20 protein-coding genes and 1 other annotated feature are annotated in these 24,713 nt (G+C 36.2%); of the genes, 11 read left to right on the forward strand and 9 right to left on the reverse strand.

Features of this window, described 5'->3' with window-relative positions:
• Nucleotides 1-43: 43 nt before the first annotated feature.
• The 4 genes from BK137_RS04320 to BK137_RS04335 all read left to right on the forward strand — a co-directional run bounded on the left by BK137_RS04320 (nucleotide 44) and on the right by BK137_RS04335 (nucleotide 6,224).
• Entirely contained in the window at nucleotides 44-3,466 is a 3,423-nt protein-coding gene (locus BK137_RS04320) for a DNA translocase FtsK (RefSeq protein ID WP_076066808.1), read from the forward strand.
• 157 nt (nucleotides 3,467-3,623) lie between these two features.
• A complete protein-coding gene (murC, locus tag BK137_RS04325) occupies nucleotides 3,624-4,934 on the forward strand; it encodes a UDP-N-acetylmuramate--L-alanine ligase (protein ID WP_038187915.1) in 1,311 nt (436 codons plus the stop codon).
• Between the two features lie 202 nt (nucleotides 4,935-5,136).
• Nucleotides 5,137-5,610 (forward strand): DUF948 domain-containing protein, encoded by a 474-nt coding sequence (locus BK137_RS04330; protein ID WP_038187904.1) that lies wholly within the window; start codon nucleotides 5,137-5,139, stop codon nucleotides 5,608-5,610.
• Nucleotides 5,611-5,630: 20 nt separating this feature from the next.
• Nucleotides 5,631-6,224 carry a YtxH domain-containing protein gene (locus BK137_RS04335; RefSeq protein WP_051448785.1) on the forward strand — a complete coding sequence of 198 codons (594 nt, stop codon included), beginning with the start codon at nucleotides 5,631-5,633 and terminating at the stop codon, nucleotides 6,222-6,224.
• Between the two features lie 69 nt (nucleotides 6,225-6,293).
• Here BK137_RS04335 and BK137_RS04340 read toward each other — a convergent pair whose 3' ends face one another.
• On the reverse strand, nucleotides 6,294-8,453 hold the full coding sequence (locus BK137_RS04340; protein WP_038187899.1) for a cell division protein FtsA: 2,160 nt from the start codon (nucleotides 8,451-8,453) through the stop codon (nucleotides 6,294-6,296).
• A gap of 181 nt (nucleotides 8,454-8,634) precedes the next feature.
• On the opposite strand from BK137_RS04340, the gene BK137_RS04345 reads away from it, so the two are divergent.
• Both BK137_RS04345 and ccpA read left to right on the forward strand, forming a co-directional pair.
• Nucleotides 8,635-9,720 (forward strand): bifunctional 3-deoxy-7-phosphoheptulonate synthase/chorismate mutase, encoded by a 1,086-nt coding sequence (locus BK137_RS04345; RefSeq protein WP_038187896.1) that lies wholly within the window; start codon nucleotides 8,635-8,637, stop codon nucleotides 9,718-9,720.
• A gap of 105 nt (nucleotides 9,721-9,825) precedes the next feature.
• A complete protein-coding gene (gene ccpA, locus BK137_RS04350) occupies nucleotides 9,826-10,824 on the forward strand; it encodes a catabolite control protein A (protein ID WP_038187893.1) in 999 nt (332 codons plus the stop codon).
• Between the two features lie 70 nt (nucleotides 10,825-10,894).
• Here the strand turns inward: ccpA and BK137_RS04355 are convergent, their stop codons facing one another.
• The 4 genes from BK137_RS04355 to BK137_RS04370 form a co-directional block, all read right to left on the reverse strand.
• Nucleotides 10,895-12,082: an acetoin utilization protein AcuC gene (locus BK137_RS04355; protein WP_038187890.1), complete on the reverse strand. Its 1,188-nt coding sequence runs from the start codon at nucleotides 12,080-12,082 to the stop codon at nucleotides 10,895-10,897.
• The gene (locus BK137_RS04360) at nucleotides 12,052-12,699 is read right to left on the reverse strand and encodes an acetoin utilization AcuB family protein (RefSeq protein ID WP_038187887.1); all 648 of its coding nucleotides are present in this window, start codon (nucleotides 12,697-12,699) and stop codon (nucleotides 12,052-12,054) included. Before BK137_RS04360 ends, BK137_RS04355 begins: the two co-directional genes overlap by 31 nt.
• 26 nt (nucleotides 12,700-12,725) lie before the next feature.
• Nucleotides 12,726-13,358 (reverse strand): GNAT family N-acetyltransferase, encoded by a 633-nt coding sequence (locus tag BK137_RS04365; protein WP_038187885.1) that lies wholly within the window; start codon nucleotides 13,356-13,358, stop codon nucleotides 12,726-12,728.
• A gap of 200 nt (nucleotides 13,359-13,558) precedes the next feature.
• Nucleotides 13,559-16,195 (reverse strand): transglycosylase domain-containing protein, encoded by a 2,637-nt coding sequence (locus tag BK137_RS04370; protein WP_081730130.1) that lies wholly within the window; start codon nucleotides 16,193-16,195, stop codon nucleotides 13,559-13,561.
• Nucleotides 16,196-16,353: 158 nt separating this feature from the next.
• Nucleotides 16,354-16,555, forward strand: a binding site (T-box leader).
• Nucleotides 16,556-16,602: 47 nt separating this feature from the next.
• Here BK137_RS04370 and tyrS point away from each other — a divergent pair.
• Entirely contained in the window at nucleotides 16,603-17,868 is a 1,266-nt protein-coding gene (gene tyrS, locus BK137_RS04375; protein ID WP_038187882.1) for a tyrosine--tRNA ligase, read from the forward strand.
• A gap of 428 nt (nucleotides 17,869-18,296) precedes the next feature.
• On the opposite strand, the gene BK137_RS04380 is transcribed toward tyrS, so the two are convergent.
• The 3 genes from BK137_RS04380 to BK137_RS04390 form a co-directional block, all read right to left on the reverse strand.
• Nucleotides 18,297-19,109 carry a cobalamin-binding protein gene (locus BK137_RS04380; protein ID WP_038187879.1) on the reverse strand — a complete coding sequence of 271 codons (813 nt, stop codon included), beginning with the start codon at nucleotides 19,107-19,109 and terminating at the stop codon, nucleotides 18,297-18,299.
• 105 nt (nucleotides 19,110-19,214) lie between these two features.
• A complete protein-coding gene (locus BK137_RS04385; protein WP_038187876.1) occupies nucleotides 19,215-19,568 on the reverse strand; it encodes a rhodanese-like domain-containing protein in 354 nt (117 codons plus the stop codon).
• Entirely contained in the window at nucleotides 19,568-19,837 is a 270-nt protein-coding gene (locus BK137_RS04390; RefSeq protein ID WP_038187873.1) for a glutaredoxin family protein, read from the reverse strand. Before BK137_RS04390 ends, BK137_RS04385 begins: the two co-directional genes overlap by 1 nt.
• 179 nt (nucleotides 19,838-20,016) lie before the next feature.
• Here BK137_RS04390 and BK137_RS04395 point away from each other — a divergent pair, with 179 nt between their 5' ends.
• The 3 genes from BK137_RS04395 (at nucleotide 20,017) to BK137_RS04405 (ending at nucleotide 21,579) form a co-directional block, all read left to right on the forward strand.
• On the forward strand, nucleotides 20,017-20,280 hold the full coding sequence (locus BK137_RS04395; RefSeq protein WP_038187870.1) for a metal-sensitive transcriptional regulator: 264 nt from the start codon (nucleotides 20,017-20,019) through the stop codon (nucleotides 20,278-20,280).
• 59 nt (nucleotides 20,281-20,339) lie between these two features.
• Complete coding sequence (locus BK137_RS04400; RefSeq protein ID WP_038187868.1) at nucleotides 20,340-20,636, forward strand: rhodanese-like domain-containing protein; 297 nt, start codon at nucleotides 20,340-20,342, stop codon at nucleotides 20,634-20,636.
• A gap of 292 nt (nucleotides 20,637-20,928) precedes the next feature.
• The gene (locus BK137_RS04405; RefSeq protein WP_038187864.1) at nucleotides 20,929-21,579 is read left to right on the forward strand and encodes a Yip1 family protein; all 651 of its coding nucleotides are present in this window, start codon (nucleotides 20,929-20,931) and stop codon (nucleotides 21,577-21,579) included.
• Between the two features lie 202 nt (nucleotides 21,580-21,781).
• On the opposite strand, the gene rpsD is transcribed toward BK137_RS04405, so the two are convergent.
• A complete protein-coding gene (gene rpsD / locus BK137_RS04410; protein WP_038187861.1) occupies nucleotides 21,782-22,384 on the reverse strand; it encodes a 30S ribosomal protein S4 in 603 nt (200 codons plus the stop codon).
• 407 nt (nucleotides 22,385-22,791) lie between these two features.
• Here rpsD and BK137_RS04415 point away from each other — a divergent pair, with 407 nt between their 5' ends.
• Nucleotides 22,792-24,666, forward strand: coding sequence for a sensor domain-containing diguanylate cyclase (locus tag BK137_RS04415; RefSeq protein ID WP_038187858.1), 1,875 nt, complete (start codon nucleotides 22,792-22,794; stop codon nucleotides 24,664-24,666).
• The last annotated feature ends 47 nt before the right edge of the window (nucleotides 24,667-24,713 follow it).

Consider the following 24,713-nt stretch of genomic DNA (forward strand, 5'->3'; position numbering starts at 1 on the left):
TACTGATAAAATGAATGCAACGATTTGGAAAAGAGTGATTCTTATGAAGTGGTTTAAAAATGTAGTTGCTCGTATTATGGGTGACGAAATCGAAGAATATGATAATGAAAAAAAGATTCATAATGACAGAATTAAAATACAAGATACATATGAAGACTATATAGAACAAGAGTTTGAAACAGTACAACAAGAAGATTCTATACCCGCATTTTTACGTAAAAGAGATGCTTTCCGTTTCCCGGTTATATCTGATTCAGAGCGCTCGCAAATGATAAAGAAGGAAACTCCAAGCAAGCAAGCGCCACTACCATCGAATAAGCAAGTTAGACCAAAGCCACAATCCGTTCAACCAGATCAATGGCAAGAACAGAGACAAAAGCAAAAACGAGATCGTTTCCAACCGTCTTCTCAAAATCAAACAACAACGCAAAATAGAAGGTCACCATTTGAAAATCAGGTACAGCAATATCAGGAGTCAGCTCGATTCGAAACACGAGAGCAGCGGAGACCAATAGTGAAGAATGGGTATAACGAGGTGCCATCAAAACAAGAGCGTATTAATCCATTTAACCCAAAGCCAAATTATGATACAACCGCTTCTTATAGGGAACGACCAAGTTCTTCACTAGGTCGTAGATCGGTTGAGAGTGAAACTGAAACTGTGACTACCACAAAGCCAGAGCAAGTAAAAAAGCAAAAGTTCAAACCTACAAATGTACCTTCACCCGTTTATGGTTTTCAAAAGCCACCTTTGCGTTCTACTCATGACCAGCTAGAGGGCCATGAATCCAATGAACTAAAACAGACTGATGATCATTTAGAAGCAACAAAACAGGTTACTGTAGAAGTAATGGAGTCACTACACACCGCTGCTACAGAAGAACATGCCATTGTTGAAACAAAACTAGAGGAAGCTCAAGTTATTACTGAAACAGAAATGAATGCAGCCCAAGCAATTCCTGAAACAGAAGTAGAAGAAGTTCAAGCTACTGTTGAAACAAAAGTAGAGGAAGTTCAAGCTACTGTTGAAACAAAAGTAGAGGAAGTTCAAGCTACTGTTGAAACAGAAGTAGAGGAAGTTCAAGCTACTGTTGAAACAAAAGTAGAAGAAGCCCAAGCAATTGCTGAAACAGAAGTAGAGGAAGTTCAAGCTACTGTTGAAACAGAAGTAGAGGAAGTTCAAGCTACTGTTGAAACAGAAGTAGAAGAAGCCCAAACAGTTGTTGAAACAATAGTAGAAGAAGTCCAAAAAATTGTTGAAGCAGAAATAGAAGAAACTCAAGTAATTGCTGAAACAGAAGTGAATGTAGACCAAGCTATTGATGAAATAATAGTAATGGAAGAACAGCCTCTTGAAGTTGCTATTGAAGAGGGTATAACTGAATCGACTATAAAAATGGAAGAAGTAAATGATCAATATAGTGATTGTGAGGAAATTGCCTCTCCAACTACTGGTGAAGAGCCAATCCAACAACAGCTAATACCTGTTGCAATTAAAGAGCTGAATGAAATCGTAGATCAAAATCTAGAAGTAAAATTAGTTGGGCAGGCACAAACTTCCATAGAGGAGATTACTATAGAAGAAAAACCTGCCATTGTCGAAGAACTTATTCGCCGAGCGGAAGATCCTGAAGATGAGCTTTTAAAATCAGAAGATATAATTGTAGAAGCAACTATAAAGCCATCTGAAAAAGTAGAACAAATAGAGGAACCATCTTCAAAAGAGGAAGAGTACCAAGAGCCAGTAAAAAAAGAAGAAAGTAAACTTCCATTTAATGTTCTTATGTTAAAAACAGATAAAGAGAAATGGGCACTGAAAGAAGCAAAGACTAAGCAATTATTAAATACGAGCGTAGAAGAAACTGTTCTCCCTTTAGTCGTAAAAGAGCAGCCTGTTGCAACGAGTATTACAGAGAACCCTATACAACAACCCATATTAGAAACATATACGGTGTCTGATAATCAAGAAGTTGCGGCGACAACAGTAGAGCCAGTCATCGAACCTGAAATTGAAGAGCCTATGCCATCACGCATTAACGAAAACCTTGACGAATCTCTAAAATATTTAGAGTCACCAGAGGAAAAGACAGAGGATTTTGAATGGATGGATATGCAAGGTGAGAAACTAATTGAGGCACTCTCATATTTTCAAGTAAAAGGAGAGATTGTTCAAATTGTGCAAGGACCTGCAGTAACGCAATTTGAAATTACAGTTGGTCATGGTACCAAGGTGAGTAAAATACGTAATTTAGCAGATGATTTGAAACTGGCTCTAGCTGCTAGGGATATACGTATTCAAGCTCCGATTCCAGGTAAGAGCTCGATCGGAATTGAAATTCCAAACCAAAAATCACGACCAGTGCGTATTTCTGAGATTGTTGGTGACCAGTTATTTATTGATTCAGATTCGCCTCTTGAAGCAGCGTTGGGTTTAGATTTAACAGGAAAACCGGTAACGCTTGATCTTCGTAAAATGCCTCATGGATTAATTGCAGGGGCAACTGGATCTGGTAAATCTGTTTGTATTAACTCAATTTTGGTTAGTCTATTATTAAAAGCTAGCCCACAAGATGTGAAGCTGCTTTTAATTGACCCTAAAATGGTGGAATTGGCTGCATTTAATCATATTCCTCATTTAGTGAGCCCGGTGATTACCGATGTCAAGGCAGCTACTGCAGCTTTAAAATGGGCTGTAGAGGAAATGGAAAGACGTTATCAGTTGTTTGCACATGTTGGCGCGCGAGATATTACTCGATACAATGCAATGGTTGAAGAAGAACGAAAATTTTCATTAAAAATGCCATATTTAGTGATTGTCATCGATGAATTAGCAGATTTAATGATGATGGCTCCTACTGATGTGGAAGAAGCTATTTGTAGAATTGCTCAAAAAGCAAGAGCTTGTGGTATACATTTAGTACTTGCAACTCAACGCCCATCTGTAGACGTTATTACGGGGCTAATTAAGTCTAATATTCCGACACGTATTGCTTTCTCTGTATCATCTCAAATTGATTCACGTACAATATTAGATAGCCAAGGAGCGGAGCGATTATTAGGTCGTGGTGATATGCTGTACTTAGGTAATGGAATGTCTGGGCCTATTCGTGTGCAAGGTACATTCGTAACGGATGAAGAAATAGAAGCTGTGACAGACTATATGCGATCGCTAGGCGAGCCGGAATATATTTTTGAACAAGAAGAATTGTTGAGAAAAGCTGAGGCTATTGAGGAACAAGATGAGTTATTTGAAGAAGCATGCCGACACATTTGTGAGCAAGGTACAGTTTCTACATCTTCTTTACAACGAAAATTCCATATCGGTTATAATCGAGCAGCCAGATTAGTAGACATGATGGAAGCTCAAGGATTTATCTCAGAGTCAAAAGGTACAAAACCACGTGATGTTTTTTTGAAAACACAAGATTTAGAGAATCTCTTTAATAACGGATATGATGAAATGTAAATTATTTATGACTAATGTCTTATTACTTATAAATAATAAAAGTGAAAGAGTGGGAATTATCGTTTATTTTAGAAGTGTAGTAATCCATGCTATAATGTAATATGTTTTAAAGATTTGATTAATCAAGGGTAAGGAAACTTTCCCGGGAGGTTTCAACATGACAGTTTATCATTTTACAGGAATTAAAGGATCAGGAATGAGTTCACTTGCACAAATTCTATTTGATTCAGGTGAGACGGTTCAAGGTTCCGATATCGAAACATACTTTTTTACAGAGGATCCTCTAAGAGAGCGCAATATTACCATCTTGCCTTTTGATGAGAACAACATTCAACCAGGAATGATTGTAATTGCGGGTAATGCTTTTACGGACGAGCACCCAGAGTTAGTAAAAGCCCGTGAAATCGGTGTAGAAGTAATTCGTTATCATACATTCCTAGGGAAATATTTAGAACAATATACATCAGTCGCTATTACAGGAGCCCATGGTAAAACTTCAACAACAGGTTTAATGTCTCATGTGTTAGAAGGAGACAAGCCGACTTCTTTTTTAATTGGTGATGGTACTGGTGGCGGGGCAGTAGGCGCTCAAAACTTCGTAATGGAAGCATGCGAATACCGCCGTCATTTCTTAGCATATCATCCAGATTATGCAGTGATGACGAATATTGATTTTGATCACCCTGACTATTATAAAGACATAGAAGATGTGTTTGATGCGTTTCAATCAATGGCATTACAAGTGAAAAAAGCTATTATTGCTTGTGGTGACGATGAACACTTACAAAAAATTCAAGCTAATGTACCAGTAGTATTTTACGGCTTTGGTTCTGAAAATGATTTTGAAGCGCGTAATGTAGAAAAAACAACTGAAGGGTCTACCTTCGATGTTTTCGTACGCAACGAATTTTATAGTAAATTCCATATTCCAATGTTTGGAGATCATAATGTATTAAATACACTTGCCGTGATTTCTTTATGCCATTATGAAGGAGTTCCAGCGGAAACGATTCAAGCTCGCCTAAGTACTTACGATGGTGTTAAACGTCGTTTTACTGAGACAGCAATTGGCGCTCGTACATTAATTGATGATTATGCTCACCATCCTACAGAGATTAGAGCAACGATTCAATCTGCACGACAAAAATACCCGAATCGCGAAGTTGTAGCTATTTTCCAACCACATACATTTACACGTACTCAAGCTTTTTTACAAGATTTTGCGGATAGTTTAAGTGAAGCAGATAGTGTTTATCTTTGTGATATTTTCAGCTCTGCGCGTGAAAAATCAGGTGCTCTGTCTATACAAGATTTAGTAGATCTAATTGAAGGCAGTAAATTATTGAAGTTAGAAAATATACCTTCTTTAATAGAGCATAAAGAATCTGTATTCTTGTTTATGGGTGCAGGCGATGTGCACAAATTCCAAGAAGCATTTGAAGCTCATTTATTAGAAAAAGACGCATAATACAAGTGAAAATATATAAAAAAACAGTTTAACCTCTTCTTGAGGCTGAGCTGTTTTTTTAATGGAAAATTCTTTATTTTTGTAGTATAGTGATGATGATTAGCAGGATTTAGCAATGTTTTGTTGAATGTATTGTAATATGTTATGTTTAAATACATTCATTTTGTGGGAACTTAAATGTATATAGTTAGGAGGGTGTAAGATGATAGTTATTTTGTATATAGCAGCACTAGTTGCGGCTATAGGGTTCCTTGTTTTATGTATTGGTTTAACAATGACATTAAATTCGTTGAAAACAACGTTGAATAATGTAGCGAATACAATGGCTGGAATTGAAGGTCAAATGCAAGGAATTACACGTGAGACAACAGGCTTGTTAGAAAAAACAAATAGTTTGGCAGAGGATATTCAGGATAAATCTAAACAACTGAATACCGTAGTTCAAGCCGTTAAAGGTTTTGGTGATTCAGTAAATGGATTGAATAATTCAGTACAACAAGTAACATCTTCTATTTATTCAAACGTTTCGAAAAACAGCGATCAGATTGCTCAAGTTATTCAATGGAGTAACGCTTTTATGGGAATACGTGGTAAGATGAAAGAGCGTAAAGCAAACGGTGAAACAGTTACGGTGAATACACTAGATGAAACTGTTAAGCGAAAAAGAAGAAAATAAGATTTTGGGAGGCGCTAGGTATGTCAGAACAAAAACCGAATTACAATGATGTGAGAAATAATTATGATGTTTATGGTAACCAAGGAATTGAGGGTTCGGAAGTGAATGCTTACTTACCACAACCTTATGAACATAAAACTGAATCTCTCTATGACGAATCAAATGTAAATGTAAAAGATTTTGTGATTGGCGCATTTGTCGGTGGTATTGTTGGGGCTGCTGCAGCGTTATTTTTAGCTCCTAAAACAGGTAAAGAATTGCGTGATGATGTGGCAACACAAGCTAGCCAAATTAAAGAAAAAAGCATTGAGCTTTCTTCCACTGCAAAGGAAAAATCAGCTCAAATTTCAAAAACACTACAAGAACAATCAGGTCAATTAGTTGATAAAGTAAAATCAATCAAATCTAAAACAACTCAGCCATTGGATGATGGAACGGCTTCTTCTGAAGGCGAAGAGCCGATAGATATCATGGAAACAATGGAAAAAACGATTGCAGAATACGAAGCAGAAACTAATGAGCCGACGGCGGTAAGTTTGGCTCTTGAAGAAGCAGTAGAAGTAGTCGAGTCTGTAACGAAAGAAGCAAAAGCTGAAGCGTCAAAAAACAGATAATGTATTCATAAGTAAAAAGCTATCTCAAAGTTCGTTATTAGAACATTTGAGACAGCTTTTTTTCGTTATTTATAAGATTTCTTGCTCTACTTTATTTAATGTAATAGAAAGTCGATCGCCACCGAAGATTTCTGCATCGAATTTTGAAGGTTTTTCATTACGTAATATTGAAAATGAGCCTTTGAAATCTGTAGGTAATTGCCAATTGGAAAAACGGAATACATCTTGGTAAATCCAGTTACTAGTATCTTTTGTTACAAATTGAATTTTAGCACCGTTTGGTATGACGTCTGATTTATGTGCAATTTCTCCGTTGATATAAACGGTTATGCAATTTTTATTCAACTCTAACGTTTCATCTTGGAATGTTACAATTATACGATCTTCTATTTGGATATTAAGGCGCTTAGCGATTAGTTCAACTGTCGGCAATTCGGTCATTTGGATGGTTATGCGGTCATTGTGCTTCATAGCATAGTGAAGTTTTGTCGGAAGACTATTAAGCGATAAACTACTCGCGAATTCAGGTAAATTTACTGGCTTGTTGTCAATGAAAATTGTAAATGGTGTTATTCGTTTAATAAAGGCTTGATTGTTAGTCCAATACAAAATTTCTTCTATGGTATCGGCTGTTTTAATAGAAACAATGTCTCGATCTTTCAATTGCGTATCCGAGGAGACTGATTGGCCATTTACCGTGATTTTCGGTTGTATTTCGTATGATAAATCTTGGATGTATACTTTTTTAACACCAGCATCATCTAATATATCTTTTACCGAAGCTTGAGCAGGTGCTCCGTTTTCGCCTTCTTTTAACTCGATGATATCACCATTTTGTATGAGGTGTTTGGTGTTTGCTTTATTACCGTTGACGAAAATTTCAGTTGGACTACCATGACCACCAGGTATAAAGATATCCTGATCGTTTACTTTAATTGAAAGAGCTAGACCTGGTTTACCGTATAATTTTGTAGCTAAAACATTGGCTGCAAGTAATGCGTCTGACACAGTCATCTCTTTTAATTCAAATAAACGGATGATTTGTTTATTTACTTCGACCGTCATATATTTTATTGGTGCTCGTTTTGCGGCAATGGCAATACCAATAGGTGTTACAAGTTCAGGAGAGGCAGGCACATGATCCTCCCTTGTGAGTTGTTGAATGGCATCAATCCCTCGAACTGCCACCCTATTTTCTGGTAACTCTAAAACTCTGCAAAGTTCCATTGGTAAATCCGGTGTTAAACTGCCACCACCTACTAGTAAAACGGCTTTTGGAGCAATTTGGTTATTTAATCGTAAAATTTCAGTGCCAATCGCTGTAGCAAGTTGTACGACTGCTGGACGTAATTTTTCCATTATTTCAGAGCGTGGGTAAAACTGATCGAAGCCTAATATATCTTGAATATTAATCTCTTCTTGCATAGCCATTTCTTTTTTTGCTTTTTCAGCAACTGGGAAGTCTAGTAAGTAATGGTCACTTAACGCCTCTGTAATTTCATCACCAGCTGTAGGTACCATTCCATAAGCTACAACTGTACTTTTATCTGTAATGGCGATATCTGACGTACCTGCACCTATATCCACTAGAGCGACATTTAATCGGCGCATTGTGGGAGGAATTAACGCATTGATGGCTGCAATTGGTTCAAGGGTTAATGCTTCCATTTCTAAATTTGCACGTTTAAGAGCAGCTAACAGCGATTCTACGACGACTCTTGGTAAGAAGGTGGCAATTACTTCAACTGAAGCTTCCTCGCCTTGTTGGTCAATTAAACTGCCAATTTCTTCTTGGTCTAAACGGTAGTATAAAACTGAATAGCCAACACAATAATAATGACTAGTATTATTTTTATCTTCTTTATTTTGTAATAGTTGTTGCTGGGCTTGTTGAACAGCAGCTAATTCTAAACGGCTGATATCATCTTCAGTGAAAGCAAGTCGGTTTTTTATATTAATAGTGACAGCAGCTTGTTCAGTTTTTAAGGCTCGACCGGCAGCAGCAACACTTACTTTATGAAGAGGGCCGTGTTTCTCTTCAAGTTGAGTTTTAATTTTCTCTATTAAAGTAGCTACATGTAATACATTATGTATTTGACCATCTACCATAGCACGTTCCTTGTGTTCTTCAATCATTAAGTCGACAACGTGGAAATTTTCACCTTGTTCTTCTATAATTATTCCAACTACAGATCGTGTACCTATATCTAATGCAAATAGCTTAGACATCGTGTTTTGCCACGTCCTTTCATGTGCATTTAAAGCAATATACTTCGCCGCGTTGAAGCGTTAAAGAAATATTGCGTGACTTTTGTAAAAATATTGATTATAATATTCATATTATCTAAAAATGTATCACAGTTTTCAGTCTACTGAAAGTACCTGATACGAGGAAGTGAGGAGAAACGCAATGAGTCATCAAAATTTAGATCACTTACGTGACCGCGTAGACGCATTAAACCTTGAAATTTTAAGTTTAATTAACGAACGTGCAGAAGTCGTACAAGAAATTGGTAAGATTAAAGAAAAACAAGGTGTTAATCGTTATGATCCTCTTCGTGAGAGACATATGTTGAACCTTTTGAAAGAAAATCATGAAGGTCCACTTAGTCAAGGTACGATTGAACATATTTTCAAAGAAATCTTTAAATCAGCATTAAAATTACAAGAAACAGATCATAAAAAAGAATTATTAGTATCTCGTAAACGGAAACCAGAGGATACAATTGTGAATATTAACGGAGAAGCAATTGGTTCTGGAGAACCAACATTCGTATTTGGTCCATGTGCGGTAGAATCTTACGAACAAGTAGCAGCAGTTGCTGAATCGATTCAATCAAAAGGTCTGAAAATGATTCGTGGCGGAGCTTACAAACCACGTACATCTCCATATGACTTCCAAGGACTAGGTCTTGAAGGTTTGAAAATTTTAAAACAAATTTCAAAGGAATTCGGTTTAGCTGTAGTTTCTGAAATTGTTACACCATCACATTTGGATGAAGCGCTAGATCATATCGATGTTATCCAAATAGGTGCACGTAATATGCAAAACTTCGAATTATTAAAAGCTGCGGGAGCGACAAATAAACCTGTACTTTTAAAACGTGGTTTAGCAGCAACAATTGATGAATTCATCAATGCTGCAGAATACATTATCTCAAAAGGTAATGATCAAATTATTCTATGTGAACGTGGTATTCGCACATATGAAAAAGCGACACGTAACACATTAGATATTTCAGCTGTTCCGATTTTAAAACAAGAAACACATTTACCAGTATTTGTAGATGTAACGCACTCAACTGGTCGTCGTGATTTACTATTACCATGTGCTAAAGCGGCCATTGCTATTGGAGCAGATGGTGTTATGGCAGAAGTTCATCCAGATCCAGCAGTAGCATTATCGGATGCTCAACAACAAATGAGCATTCCACAATTCGATGAATTCTACGAAACTCTACAAAAGTTCATGAAATCTTACGAAATACAAGCATAATAGGGGGTGACGATTCGAATTACTAGAATCGTCACCTTTCTTTTGTTGAAAAATCTTTGCTAATTGTCGTATCATAAAAAGAAGAAAAGAAAAGGAGGTCATCAAGTGACCGTTACAATTTATGATGTTGCACGTGAAGCAAATGTTTCTATGGCGACAGTTTCACGTGTCGTCAATGGCAACCCAAACGTTAAGCCGTCAACTAGAAAAAAAGTTCTTGATGTAATTGAACGCTTAGAATATAGACCAAATGCGGTTGCTCGTGGCTTAGCAAGTAAAAAAACAACGACAGTAGGCGTTATCATTCCGGATATATCCAATATTTTCTATGCTGAACTTGCTAGAGGTATTGAAGATATCGCGACAATGTATCGCTATAATATTATTTTATCCAATTCTGATCAACGAGAAGAGAAGGAACTTCAGTTATTAGATAATATGTATGGTAAGCAAGTTGATGGAATTGTTTTGATGAGCGAGCAAGTCACAGAAGAGTTATTAGATAAAATGGGACATTCCCCTGTACCAATCGTTTTGGCAGGTTCAATTGACCAAACACAAGAAATACCATCTGTAAATATAGATTATTTACAAGCCGCTTATGAAGCTGTTAGCCGACTAATAGATAATGGCCATAAACGAATTGCTTTCGTGTCAGGACCATTCACTTCTACGATAAACCGAGAATATAAATTTGCTGGCTACAAAAGAGCATTAGAAGAAGCCGGAATTGAATTAGCTGACAATCTTGTTATAGCTAATGAAGATTCTTATGATAGTGGTATCGAAGATTGGTCAGAGTTAAGCAAACTTGAAAATGCACCAACAGCCTTCTTTGCAGGTAGTGACGAGCTAGCCATAGGAATTATCCATGGTGCACAAGATGCAGGTAAGAAAGTACCGGACGATATTGAAGTAATTAGTTTTGAAAATTCGAAGCTAGCACGTATGGTACGTCCTCAATTAACAAGTGTTGTATTACCGCTGTATGATATAGGTGCGGTTTCAATGCGCCTTTTAACTAAATTTATGAACAAAGAAACAGTGGAAGAAGGAATTGTTATACTTCCACACCGCATTGAAGAACGAGATTCAGTAAAATAAAAACTTAAATAAAAAAGGATCGCTCTAGCATCGTGTGAAAGACGATAGGAGCGATCCTTTTTATGTACGTTTAGCTTTTGATAGAACGAATCAGGTACAATGCTTTTTCTAAAATTTGATGATTTTTTTCGGTGATTTCTACTTTTCGTGGCACTTCATTATACATATTAATTGGATCCATCCAAGTAGGAATTAGGGTGACTGGAGATTCGGTCTGCCACTTCTCTAACCAAGCAGACGGAAGCGGCCCATCAGGAGCTTTTTGGTCAGTCATTTCTGTCCAAATAAGTGACCATGCTCTTGGAACTACACGCCAAATATCATAGCCGCCACCACCTACTGCAATCCAGCGGCCATCACAATATTCATGAGCTAGCTCATGAGCGATTCGTGGAATTTCTTTATAAATCTTCATCGAACCATACAGATGAGTTAAGGGATCAAAATAATGAGCATCTGCACCATTTTGTGTCAAAATCACATCTGGTTTGAAATGATCGACTATTTCTCTAAAGGCTGTTTCATAGATGTCCAAAAATGACTCATCTTCTGTAAAAGCATCAATTGGTAAATTGAAGGAAGTACCATGACCCTCACCAGTTCCTCTTTCTGTAACGTTTCCAGTGCCAGGAAATAGATAACGACCTGTTTCGTGAATAGAAATAGTGCACACATTTGGATCATCGTAGAAGCTCCACTGAACACCGTCACCATGATGTGCGTCTGTATCGATATAGAGTACTCTAGCATTGTATTTTTGTTGCATATACTTAATGGCTACAGTGCTGTCATTATAGATACAAAATCCCGATGCACGACCTTTAAAGCCGTGATGAAGTCCACCACCTAAATTAGCAGCATGCTTTGCCTTTCCTTGCATCACATAATCGCATGCCGTTAATGTACCACCAACGATATGAGCACTCGCTTCATGCATAAATGGAAAGATGGGAGTATCCTCTGTGCCGATGCCATACTGCTCACCCTGTTCATTTGTTATTTCACCGTGGCCAGCTTTTTTTACTATATCCATATACTTTGAATCGTGACCGAGAAGAATTTCTTCATCTGTTGCGATACGTGGTTCAACAATATCGGCTTTATTTAAGGCACCAAGTTCATTTAGTAAATCAACTGTTAAAGTTAGTCTTTTTTGATTAAAAGGATGAGTGTCTGAAAATTTATATCCAAGCTGATTATCTGAGTAGATGAATACGGCGTTTTTTTCTACATTTTCATGCCCGGCATATTTGGCCATAGCACCTCAAACCCTTCTTTTCGTAAATCCTCAATGATGGAAAGAGGATTCATGATTTTTACTCGAATAGATAGTATTTTCATCTCATCAAACTCTTTATCTGGATATACTAAGACACTTAATACACTCGCGTGGTGCTTATGGAATACTTTTGTTACTTCAAATAATATGCCAACGATATCTGGTACACGAATTTCAATATGTGAACTTGGTTTGTTTGCTCCAGTTAACTCAATATAGTTATAGAGTAAGTCTGTTCCTGTTACGATTCCTACTAATTTACCACCGCTGATGATAGGTAAACAACCGATGCGATGTTCATAGAAAATAATGGCGATTTCTTCGACGAAATCAAGTGGATGACCAACAATTATATTCTTTGTCATAATATTTTCTAATGGTTGGTCATAGATACCTTCGTCTGGTATTTTGAGCAGGGAAGAAGGAAGCGCGTTTTTTATATCCCTTTCTGTCACTAGGCCAATAACTTCATTAGCTATATTTGTAATAGGTAAATGACGAATCTGTTCTTTTTTTAGTAGTTGAACAGCCTCCTTAATAGTGTTGGATGGCTTTAAGGAGAACACAGTTGAATTCATGATTTCTTCAACAATCATAGACAAAATCCCCTTTGTTTAGTTGTTTAGTACATGAAACGGCTTTTAAAACGTAGCTGATCAAACCTTTGAATTGATTCACTATCAACTCTACTACCAATACGTGCCATTAGGCAATTCGCAGGGTGTGAAGAGATTTCAGGTTCATCCGTGGCGAAATTCTCCAGACCTCCCGCATTCATCATTTTCTCCATGATTTTACGATATTCCCAAACATTTAGTCCTGTTCTTTTTAAATCCCAGTGCCAATAATATTCGGTTGTAATAACGATATAGTCTTCCATCGCATCATCCATCATAGATACGCGAAGTATTTGTTTACCTACACCTGTTCCGCGAAAATCTGGTATGACTTCAATTGCTCCAAGCTCAATTAAATTTTCCATTTTCCCTTCTGACCAACGTTCTAATGGATCAGGGTATAAAAAGGTAGCATAACCGACGATGGTATCCTCATTACGTGCAATAATAATACGTCCTTCAGGTAATTTGGCTATTCCTATTAACGCTTTAAATTGTTGTTTAGCAACACGAAAAGCTGTTAAATCCTCATGGAATTTTAGTTTTTCTAATTGCTCAGGTGGGATAGGACCTTCAACTACAATTTGACCTGATTTAGTTTCCATATTAACGCCGTAATAAGTTTTAATAAATTCCATTATTTCACCGCCTTACTAAGATATTGTATTTCAATTATACATGAATGAAAAAGAGAATAATCACATAAATGAGAAAATTATATGTCTAGTGTCGTAAGTTTGTGAGGTGATAAAAGGTGTAATCAATGAGATTTAAATGTAATTAATAAGTATAAAAAAAGTAGCATTCTACAAGTGTGTAGAATGCTACTTGATAAGGGTTAATTATTGTTACTAGTACCATTGTTTTCAGTACTATTCTCTTTATCTTTATCTTTATCTTTATCTTTATCCTTGTCCTTATCGGTACTTGGGTCCTTGTCTTTATCTTGCTCTGTTGTATTGTCTTTGTCTGTTGTCGGTTTATTATTATCTGTATTAGGTTTCTGGTTCTTATCTTTGTCTTTGTCAGTATTTACGTTTGAATTTGAAGAATTGTTATTCGGTTGTTTATCTTTATCTTTATTCTTATCTTTATCCTGGTCTTTCTCATCATCAGGTTTGTTCGCAGCATCTAATTTCTCTTTCTCTTTTGGTGATAGAATACCTGCAGGATCTCCACCTAGGATACCTAACATACGAGAGATAAAGTCAGGATTTAAGCCACCACTTGAGTTGAAACTATCATCTGGACTAGTAGGTAGCATCACTTGAGAGTTAAATAAATCAGTACGTGAAAAGCCTGCTTTTGAACATGCTGAAGATAATGCTCGACCAGACAAACCACAGAATGTTTGACTTACTACACCTGCAGGAGCAGAGAAGCGTTTGCCAGATGCTGTAGCTAATTTTGGATTAGAATCATAAACAGAGTTCATCAGTTTAGCCCATAACAAATTAATACGAGTACTTGGTTGCAAGTAAGTCTCATTGTATTGATAAAGTGTTTGTGGTGTATCATAACCCATCCATACACCTAGTGAAATGTCAGGATTGTATCCAACCAACCAAACGTCTTTATATTCTTGAGATGTACCTGTTTTAGCCGCGAAGTCTGCACTAAATTTCAGGCCAGCATTTGCTGTTGTACCAGTTCCTTGTTTCAATACATCACGCATCATATCCGTAATGATATATGAAGTTTGAGGACTATATACTTGTTTCGCTTTAGATTTGTGTTTATATACTGTTTTGCCATCCGAGTCAACAATTTTAGAAATCATATAACCATCTACGAATTTACCTCCATTTGCAAATGTTGCAAATGCATTCGTATTTTCTTCCACAGTTACACCGTATTTTAGCGCTCCAATAGAAGTTGAGTAGTTCGTGTAATCATCTGCATCCAAATTTGAGAATCCGTTTTTAACTAATAAATCAGCAGGTCTACGGTTCATAATTTGGCTGTACAGTCGGATTGCTGGTAAGTTTTGAGAGTCTTTTAATGCTTCACGTGCCGAAATAATACCTCGGTTATCACTTTCAGTATAGTTGGATGGAGACCATCCGTTAATATTGAATTTCACATCGACTACAGGACTACCTGCCCCGATTAATCCATATTCAATCGCTGGTGCATAAACTAGAAGTGGCTTCATAGTAGAACCATTTGAACGTTTGGCTTGAGTCGCATGATTTAGTTCTTCTAATTTAAAGTCACGACCACCGATAAAGCTTAAAATTTTACCTGTTTTGTTTTCCATGACAATACTACCAACTTGTACAGGCACATCAACTTGTTTGCTTTTTCCAGTCTCTGAATCTGTAACAGTCTTTTTAAATGTAGCACCGTAATAGGTAAAGTTATCTTTTACATTTTGCATATTATCATACATTTTCTTATCAATCGTAGAGTAAATCTTGTAACCTTTTGATCGCAATTCACGATCTGCTAAGATTGTATATTTTTCTTTTAATTTCTTTTCATTTTTTAATCGTTTTGGATCTAATCCATCTTTTTTAGCTAAAATAGTAGCCATTATATCTTTTGCACGGCTTTCAATTTCGTATGTTACATATGGATACTTTTCTTCTGGGCGAAGTTCTGGTTTACGGAAATCTTTTTTAATTTTGTATTTCAAGGCTTTTTTATATTGCTTGTCCGTAATATAGCCTGTTTCATGCATACGATATAGAACAGTTTTCATACGGTTAACACCAAGTGCTAATGAATCTTTATCTTTAAGCTTTCCTTGCTGTGTAAATGGTGTATAGGCATAAGGTGATTGTGGAATCCCTGCGATATAGGCAGCTTGTGCAAGGTTAAGTTCACTTGCTTTTTTATTGAAAATACCTTCAGCCGCTGTTTCGATTCCAGCAATATTGCGACCAGATGCATTTCTACCATAAGGAATAATATTTAAATAAGCTTCTAAAATTTCGTCTTTGTCCATGAATTTTTCAAGTCGCATTGCGAGTAATAGTTCCTTAGCTTTACGCTCGTATGAAACTTCGTTTGTTAAAATTTGATTTTTAATTAATTGCTGCGTTAATGTGGAGCCACCTGTTTGAGTTGAAGAGTTCGTTACATCTTGTAACAATCCACGGAAAACTGCTTTTGGTACAATCCCGTTATGTTCATAGAAGTATTCATCCTCAGTAGCTAGTACTGCATTAATTACATTAGTCGAGACCTTATCTAGAGTTGTTTCGCGTCGTTCTAAGTCCGAACGCATTTTACCTAAATATTTTCCACCTGCGAAGTAGAGATCACTTGTTTCATCATAAGTTAAAATGTCGCTACGCATTTCAGCTTTTGCTCGCAGAGGCTCTTCTTTTACGAGGGAAGCAAAATATCCAGCGCCAATAGACCCTACAAATATAAAACCTATAACTGCTAATGTGATAAATAATAAACATAAATTCCAGATTACGCTTGATGTTATACGTAGTGTTTTCATCCATCTCATAGAAGTCATTTCTTGAAAAAGATTGTCTATTTTTTCAACCCATTTTTTAAATTGTTCTATCACTAAATCGACCTCCTAAAATCTCGTTAATTATACCATAATTGATTTATGACTAATAATATTTATTGACAATGAATCTAAATGAAGTACAATAGTCATTAATAGTTTTTCGAGCGTTGAAAAGTGCGCAGTAGTGAACATATTCCCTGTATAGAGAGCTAGCGGTTGGTGTAAGCTAGTCATAATATGGACACGAATTACACATTTGGAGCGAGAACGTAAGCGTCGCGTTAAGACGTATGAGCCGGAAGAATCATTTTTTCTTCAAGCTGGGTGGTACCGCGTTAAATTGTGATTAACGTCCCTGCATATTAATATGCAGGGACTTTTTTTATTTATATTAGGAGGTAAGGAATATGACAAATCTATTATTGGAAGATTTACAGTGGCGTGGCCTACTGTACCAACAAACAGATGCTGAAGGTATGGAAAAATTATTAAATGAGGAATCTGTTTCTTTGTATTGTGGTGTTGACCCAACTGCAGATAGCATGCATATCGGACATATCGTGCCACTACTTACTTTAAGAAGATTCCAAATTGCAGGTCACCAACCAATTCTATTAGTCGGTGGCGCTACTGGTATGATTGGTGATCCATCAGGTCGTTCTGAAGAGCGCCAATTACAAACGGTTGAACAAGTTGAGAAAAACGTACAAGGAATAAAAAAACAATTAGAGCGTATTTTTGATTTTAATTCAGAAAACGGGGCAAAACTTGCAAACAACCGCGACTGGATTGGCTCAATGAATACTATTGAATTCCTACGCGATTACGGTAAATTAATCAATGTAAACTATATGCTTGGTAAAGATACAATTTCATCTCGCCTAGATACTGGTCTTTCATTTACTGAATTTGCTTACACAATTATTCAAGGTATTGACTTTAACCACTTATACGACAACTTCAACTGCCGTATTCAAGTAGGTGGTTCTGACCAGTGGGGAAATATTACAACTGGCCTAGAAGTGATTCGTAAAACCCATGAAGAAGAAACAAAAGCATTTGGTATCACAATTCCACTTGTAACAAAAGCGGATGGTACAAAATTCGGTAAAACAGCAGGAGGAGCAGTTTGGTTAGATGCTGAAAAAACATCGCCATATGAGTTCTACCAATTCTGGATCAATGCAGCTGACTCTGATGTCGTGAAATACTTGAAAATCTTCACATTCCTATCTCGTGAAGAAATCGAAGCATTAGAGACTGCTGTAGAAACTGAGCCACATCTACGTAAAGCACAAAAAGCATTAGCTGCTGAAATGACAAAATTAATCCACGGTGAAGAAGGTTTAGAACAGGCAATTCGTATTACAGAAGCATTATTCTCAGGTGACTTAAAAGCACTTTCGGTAGAAGAAATGAAAGTAGCATTTAGTGGCGTACCTTCTGTTGAAATCGCGAAAGAAGATCAAAACATTGTCGACCTAATCGTCGAAGCTAAAATTTCATCTTCAAAACGTCAAGCGCGTGAAGATGTAACAAACGGAGCTATCTCAATCAACGGCGAAAAAATTACAGATTTAGCATACACTGTAGACGCCAAAGATCGCCTAGAAGATGCATTTGCAATCGTAAGAAGAGGTAAAAAGAAATACCACATGGTACAGTTCAATTAAATGCTGAAGGCGCTCGTTTTAAGGAACGTAACCTAAGTGCGCGGCGTCCTGCCGCAACGGTTACGTGACCCACATCCTGTGGGCCTTCGACAAGCACTGGAACTTTCGAAACAAAAGCATTTTTTCAGCTTTTGTCCGAGAAAGTGGAAGTGACCTCGAGCAGCTGAATATGTTGATTAAAGTACTAATAATTAGTCATCAAGACTACTGTTCATTCTAAAGTGAGCAGTAGTCTTTTTTGAATTTATACAAAGAAGCATAGAACTTATAAATATTATGAATATTTAAGAAAACCTTTCTATACATAGAGTAGGCTCTTTTGTAAGAAAATAACCCTATTTAATCGTAAAATATTGAAATATAAAAAGGGTTACAAAAAAAGACTTCTCACTCAATGTGAAAAGTCTTCTACTATTATTAAATTCATCTTATTTTTCAATTATCCATTCAGGTAACGCGAGACTTTCATACTCTATGGGATGTATTAAGGTTGCCAATTTCAAAGCACCTTCTAGTAACCTAGGCGAAGGACGGCAATAGAGCCATTCCTCCATTACATGTAGGCGATCTAATTTTATAGCAGTCATTTCTGATGCACCTGGTCTTTTCAGAAGGTGTCCAGGTTTAATCCGGTGGTGTTGAACACCGACCCAAGCTAAAAACGCATAATCAGGATTTCGTTTTAATACATCGTTCCATTCAGTCTGTACACTAGCTAATTCAACATCAGCAAAGAGGTTTACACCACCCGCAATTTCACTTACTTCAGTCAACCAGTTAATACCGCCTGGTGTGAAAATGGGGTTTGGCCACCATTCCCAATATAATGAAGGTTTAATTTCGCAACTTTCGCCTATTTTCTTCATGCTAGAAACAAAGCTCTCAAATTCAGCAGCTCTTATCTCAGCATGTTCCAGTACGCCACATGCTTTACCTAGTATACGTAAATCGTCAGCAATTTCTTGTAGACTATTAGGATTTAGAACGAGATGTGGGATTTTACGACGCTCGAGTTCCTCAATATTCTTCTCCATTCCAGGAACGCTAAGCGAAGCAATGACGAGCTCGGGCTCCATGCTTTCAAGCAAATCCATATTAATAGAAAGATCCGGACCAAGGCGTGGTAAATGCTGAATAGAAGATGGCCAATCAGAAAAATCATCTATAGCAATTAACTGATGCTCAAGTTGTAAATAGGTGAGTAGTTCAGTATTACTAGGGCAAATTGATATGATTTTCATTAATAAAAGACCTCCTTTAAAAAAATAGCCATTCGTTAAGTGTCATTATAACATAACGAATGGCTATTTTTGGTTATAGATGAAAAGGCGAGTAGTAATGCTATGTTATGACCATCGACTCATACCACCTTTGACATTATAAACAGAAGTAAAGCCTGCTTTTGAAAGAATACTAGCAGCTCGAGCACTTCGCATACCACTTTGGCAGATAACGATGATTTCCCTGTTGGCGTCGAGTTTACTTACTTTGCTAGGTAGTTGATCTAGTGGGATATTTTGAAACTGTACAATATGTTGGGTATTATATTCACCAGGTGTACGGACATCGATAAGTTGCTTAGATTTGTCATTTAGCATATTTTTTAAATCGGCTGTAGAAATATTTTTTACACCTTTTGCTGTTTTGGTGCGGAAGTAAATAAAAATAGCGATTGCAAGTAGTAAGATAATCCATTCCATTATTGTAGTTCTCCGTTTCTATTAGTTGTTGTTAGTTGCTGGATAATTTTCATAGCAGAAATTGGGTCATAACCAAGCACCCAATTACTATTAATATTGGTTTGGGGGACTCCGAGACGACCTGTTGCTGCCATTAGTTCTTGCACAATTTCAGGCTTTTCTTGAATATTTACTTCTTTATAGAGAATGTTTTGTTCGTTTAGAAAATTTTTCATTAATACGCAGTAACCACAATTTGTGGATGAATAAACGGTCACGTCCAATTTCATTTCGTTATTGCCTCCTTTCGATAGCTACTTCTATATACCCTGGTAGGTATTTTTAATATACTATGGAGGGTATGAGTTTTCAACTAATTTGTTTATAACATCTTTACTTGACACAATACCTTTAGGGGTATAGTATCTATAAATGTTACACGATATGCTTGAATTGAGGTGACGATAATATGGAGTATAATGATCAAATTAAGAATCGTTTGAAACGAATAGAAGGCCAGTTAAAAGGTATTATCCGCATGATTGAAGAAGAAAAAGAATGTAAAGATGTCATCACACAGTTATCTGCCTCTCGCTCAGCAATTGATCGCGCGATCGGACTTATTGTAAGTACTAATTTAGTACGTTGCATGGAAGATGAAAATGAGCTTAAGGGGAAAGATAAAGAAACTTTAATAAAAGAAGCTGTAGATCTATTAGTGAAGAGTCGATAATCGTCTCTTCCTTATTTTCAATATTTTATATACCAGGTGGGGTAAGGGAGATAATAAAAATGAAATCAATTTCAGTAGAAGAAGTACAACAATTATTAGAATCGGGTAAAGAATTGAATTTAATCGATGTTCGTGAAGTGGATGAAGTAGCAGCAGGTATAATTCCAACAGCCATCAATATCCCTTTAGGTTTAATTGAATTTCGTATGAATGAATTAGATAAAACAAAAGAGTACATTATGGTTTGCCGTTCAGGTGGCCGTAGTGGCAACGCAACAATGTTTTTAGAAAATCAAGGCTTTAATGTAGTTAATATGGATGGTGGCATGTTAGCTTGGACAGGTGATGTCGAATAAATTATAGCTATAAGAATCGTATTAAAGAGTATGCATTTCGCATACTCTTTTTTATGTGGCTAAACACTAAAAAAATCAAGGTGTTTTATCGACCAATATGATTATTGGGTGGAAGCGTAATTGTAAAATCAAAAATTTCGGTTTTAAGGATTGCTGAAAAAAAGCTTAAGGACTTGATTAAACAGCGTTATTGTTGTGTTTTTCATATTTTCCATAAATATGTTTTCAATACAATATACCTATCTAATATTTGGTATGCTTTAAACAGAAAACTAGAAGGGAAGAATAATAAATGAATGAATTACAAGAAACAAAGCAGCAAGAGGTGTTACATCCATTTTTCTCTATTTGGTTGCATCCTAAAAAAACGGCCAGGTATATTCTTGATTATAAAGGATTAGGTTACGCTATCATGTTCATATTGCTCGGAGGAATGGCGGGCGTACTCTTCGGTGCTATGGATTCGAAATTACCTTTAGATATTCCAACTTGGGGTATACTATTAATTTGTGTAATTGGTGGACCATTTATTGGATTGTTTTCATCTGCTATTGGGGCAGGGGTAATATTACTAATAGGAAAGTTATTTAAAGGCAAGGCAACTTATAATGAGATGTTCAAAGTAATGGGGTTATCTTCAATTCCTCATATTTGGTTAGCACCCATTTTATTATTATGGATGGCATTTTCACCAGAAACTTTCTTTCGGATGGATAGCGATTATCTTGAAGTGAAGAATCTTATAGTAACTCTAGTTTCGAGTCTAATCACGTTTTGTGTTACTATTTGGGCGGTTGTTATTAACGTAGGGGTAGTTGCAGAGACACATCGCTTTTCTAATTGGCGTGCATTTTTCACGATTTTCATTCCGGGCTTCCTTGCTTTTATCGTTTTACTTATTATTGTTATTATTTTTACGTTCTCATTTATTGGGCAAATGTAGAGTTTTAATTAGTAAATAATCTAGTTCTTTTCCACTCGAGGCTAATTGAACATCCAAATTTTTTGGATGTTCGTTAGTCTTTTTTTATACTACTTTTCTAAAGGTAGCTTAAAAAGGAATTAGTTTTAATTTAGTGGATAATATGTAATAAAAAAACCTTGTACCCGATAAAACGGGTACAAGGTTTTGGAAAGAACAAAGATTAACGAGAGTAGTACTCTACGATATAAGCTTCGTTGATTTCAGCTGATAATTCGCTGCGTTCTGGAAGACGTACAAAAGTACCTTCTTTTTTGTCTGCATCGAATGATAGGTATTCTGGTACGAAGTTGTTTACTTCGATTGCTTCATTAACTGCAGTAAGGTTTTGAGATTTTTCACGAAGAGAAATCACTTGACCTGGTTTTACGCGGAATGAAGGGATATCAACGCGTTTACCATCAACCAAAATGTGGCCGTGGTTTACTAATTGACGAGATCCACGACGAGTGCGTGAAAGACCTAAACGGTAAACTAAGTTATCAAGGCGAGTTTCAAGAAGGATCATGAAGTTTTCACCGTGGATACCTTGCATTTTACCAGCTTTGTCGAATAGAGTACGGAATTGACGTTCGTTCATACCATACATATGACGAAGTTTTTGTTTTTCTTGTAATTGTAAACCGTATTCTGATAATTTTTTACGTTGGTTAGGACCGTGTTGTCCTGGTGCGTAAGGGCGTTTTTCGATTTCTTTACCTGTGCCGCTTAGTGAAATACCAAGACGACGAGACAGTTTCCATGATGGACCTGTATAACGAGACATAGAGAGTCTCCTCCTTTAATTGGTTTTATTTTGTTGTAAAATAAAAACCAGATGTATCCAGAATTATTGACATTTTATTTTCATGCAACTTCGCCCATGCAGCCAAAGGGTTACGTGTTACACCATCCATTTCTGGAGGAATAAAATGAAAGCAATAAAACCATACAACTGCTGCGTTTATTTTACACAAAGACCATTGTAACTTTTACATAGTAATGTGTCAAGGTAAATGAGAGATTGTAGAACAGATAAAACAAGTAGATAAACGATAAAACAAGGAGTTTTGATACGATTTCTCGAATTCAAGAAGTTTTTTCCAAAAGAACTATAGTTGAAAAGACTTATTTTATGTATAATAGAATTAGACAAGATCATATATAGCATGTTTTGAAGGAAAAGGTGATTGCATGGCAGATTATCAACAAACAATGCAAAATGTAAAATGTCAGATCCTAGACTTGTGGATGGATTTAATAGATGAAAAACTTAATAGTAGTGAATATTTCGAACTATTAAAAGGAATCCTATTACAATACTTCGGTATTTCAAAAAGTGAATACTTACATTTAGATAAAGATAACTTCTACCCTGTCTCAATCGATGCAGCACATGAGAATATAACGCAAGGTATTCCGAGTAAATTATTAGAGCAGCATCTTCATCAAGAGTATCCATTCCCAAGCGCATTTGTTGATATTTTGAAAAAGAAATATGATTTTGCCGATGATGTAATAGTTTTACGGGAAGTAAATCAGAAACCGTTTGGCATTATCATTGTGCAAGAAACTGTGGATTGGAAAGAGTTTGCGAAGACAAAGTATATTTATGATTTTGAAATACTAATCTCGCGTGTGATTCAGTTAATACAAAAAAATATTAGAGCCACATATGAACAAAAGATGAATCTTGAATTAGTTAGAATGACTAGTATTTTCCATTCATCTATGGATATTGATCGAATACTGAAAGCACTTCTTCATGGTGTCAGAAGTGCCCTCCCAAAGTTTGAATCAAAACTTATTTTATCAAATGACCAAGATCGTCATTTAACTGTTGATACACATACATTTGATTATATGTCAGAGCGTTCTTCTACTATAGAAGCATTTGTCTCTGGTGATTTGAAAATTGAACAGGCAACAGACATAGAATGGTGTGTATTAAATGCACCTATAAAGGGCCGTCAAGGAATTTATGGGGTGTTACAAATTTTTGCACCGCTAAATTATGTTTTTGGTAAACAAGAGAAAGACCTTATTATGCATATAGCTGAAACATCAGGGAATGCATTAGAAAATGCAAAACTATATCATCAATCACATCGTCTAGTTTCAGATCTCCAACTTATAAATGAAACTTCGCACCGTTTAAATATGAAATTGAATCAAGAAGAAATGTTATTGTTTCTGGCAAAACAGTTAACAAAGTCGTTCAATCCTGATGAGATTTGCTTTGTTTTAAAAGAAAATGATGTGTATCAAGTAACAACGGGGAGTACAGACTTTTTCTTTGAAAATGAATCTATGCCATATTTGAAATATGTCGGTGATCATTTTGATGAATCGACAGATGCGTTATTTGTAGCAGATTTCAGCAAATTAGTGGTTGATAAAGTTTCGCTTATGTCAATGATGGCTATACCTATTATTATTCGAGAAAAAGTACATGGTTTTAGTATTGTCTTACATAATAATCCGTATTTCTTTTCGTTTGATAGTTTTAAACTAATGCAATCTTTAATACGTCATTCTTCGTTGGCGATTTCTAATACAATTTTACGTGATCAACTTCAAGAAATGGTCGATCGAGATCATTTAACTAAATTATTTGCTAGAAAATATTTGGATCGATATGTTGAAATTTCGATGGATAAGGATGAAGGTGGTGTCTTTATTCTATTAGATATTGATGATTTTAAAATGATCAATGATACATATGGACACCAAAAAGGTGATGCGATTTTAGTAACGATTGCGCAACATTTGATAGACACGGTGCAGGAGCAAGGCATTTGTGCTAGATGGGGTGGCGAAGAAATTGCTATCTATTTACCTAACCAAACATTATTGGCATCTATTGATTTAGTTGATAAGATTGTTGCATCTGTACCTGAAGTAACAACGCCATCTGTAACTGTATCTTCGGGTGTAGCTGCTTGGCAAAAAAATCTTAATCACAATTTTCATAACGTATTTCAAAATGCCGATATTGCATTATATGAAGCGAAAAATAACGGCAAAAATCAATTTCGTTTGTTTGAGATGGATGATGTCACAAATTAAAATCTTAAAAAAGAGTTACGCCCAATACAATTGTGAGCGTAACTCTT

The organism is Viridibacillus arenosi (assembly GCF_001955655.1).
Lineage (GTDB): Bacteria > Bacillota > Bacilli > Bacillales_A > Planococcaceae > Viridibacillus > Viridibacillus arenosi.

Bases quoted from the DNA above. Each gene is read 5' to 3' on its own strand.
- BK137_RS04370 (WP_081730130.1), bottom strand. From the start codon at position 16,195: ATGACTTCTATGAGATGGATGAAAACACTACGTATAACATCAAGCGTA.
- BK137_RS04330 (WP_038187904.1), top strand. From the start codon at position 5,137: ATGATAGTTATTTTGTATATAGCAGCACTAGTTGCGGCTATAGGGTTC.
- rpsD (WP_038187861.1), bottom strand. From the start codon at position 22,384: ATGTCTCGTTATACAGGTCCATCATGGAAACTGTCTCGTCGTCTTGGT.
- BK137_RS04380 (WP_038187879.1), bottom strand. From the start codon at position 19,109: ATGAAAATCATATCAATTTGCCCTAGTAATACTGAACTACTCACCTAT.
- BK137_RS04390 (WP_038187873.1), bottom strand. From the start codon at position 19,837: ATGAAATTGGACGTGACCGTTTATTCATCCACAAATTGTGGTTACTGC.
- BK137_RS04335 (WP_051448785.1), top strand. From the start codon at position 5,631: ATGTCAGAACAAAAACCGAATTACAATGATGTGAGAAATAATTATGAT.
- tyrS (WP_038187882.1), top strand. From the start codon at position 16,603: ATGACAAATCTATTATTGGAAGATTTACAGTGGCGTGGCCTACTGTAC.
- BK137_RS04360 (WP_038187887.1), bottom strand. From the start codon at position 12,699: ATGATTGTTGAAGAAATCATGAATTCAACTGTGTTCTCCTTAAAGCCA.
- BK137_RS04340 (WP_038187899.1), bottom strand. From the start codon at position 8,453: ATGTCTAAGCTATTTGCATTAGATATAGGTACACGATCTGTAGTTGGA.
- BK137_RS04345 (WP_038187896.1), top strand. From the start codon at position 8,635: ATGAGTCATCAAAATTTAGATCACTTACGTGACCGCGTAGACGCATTA.
- BK137_RS04385 (WP_038187876.1), bottom strand. From the start codon at position 19,568: ATGGAATGGATTATCTTACTACTTGCAATCGCTATTTTTATTTACTTC.
- BK137_RS04365 (WP_038187885.1), bottom strand. From the start codon at position 13,358: ATGGAATTTATTAAAACTTATTACGGCGTTAATATGGAAACTAAATCA.
- BK137_RS04320 (WP_076066808.1), top strand. From the start codon at position 44: ATGAAGTGGTTTAAAAATGTAGTTGCTCGTATTATGGGTGACGAAATC.
- BK137_RS04355 (WP_038187890.1), bottom strand. From the start codon at position 12,082: ATGGCCAAATATGCCGGGCATGAAAATGTAGAAAAAAACGCCGTATTC.
- BK137_RS04405 (WP_038187864.1), top strand. From the start codon at position 20,929: ATGAATGAATTACAAGAAACAAAGCAGCAAGAGGTGTTACATCCATTT.
- BK137_RS04415 (WP_038187858.1), top strand. From the start codon at position 22,792: ATGGCAGATTATCAACAAACAATGCAAAATGTAAAATGTCAGATCCTA.
- murC (WP_038187915.1), top strand. From the start codon at position 3,624: ATGACAGTTTATCATTTTACAGGAATTAAAGGATCAGGAATGAGTTCA.
- BK137_RS04400 (WP_038187868.1), top strand. From the start codon at position 20,340: ATGAAATCAATTTCAGTAGAAGAAGTACAACAATTATTAGAATCGGGT.
- BK137_RS04395 (WP_038187870.1), top strand. From the start codon at position 20,017: ATGGAGTATAATGATCAAATTAAGAATCGTTTGAAACGAATAGAAGGC.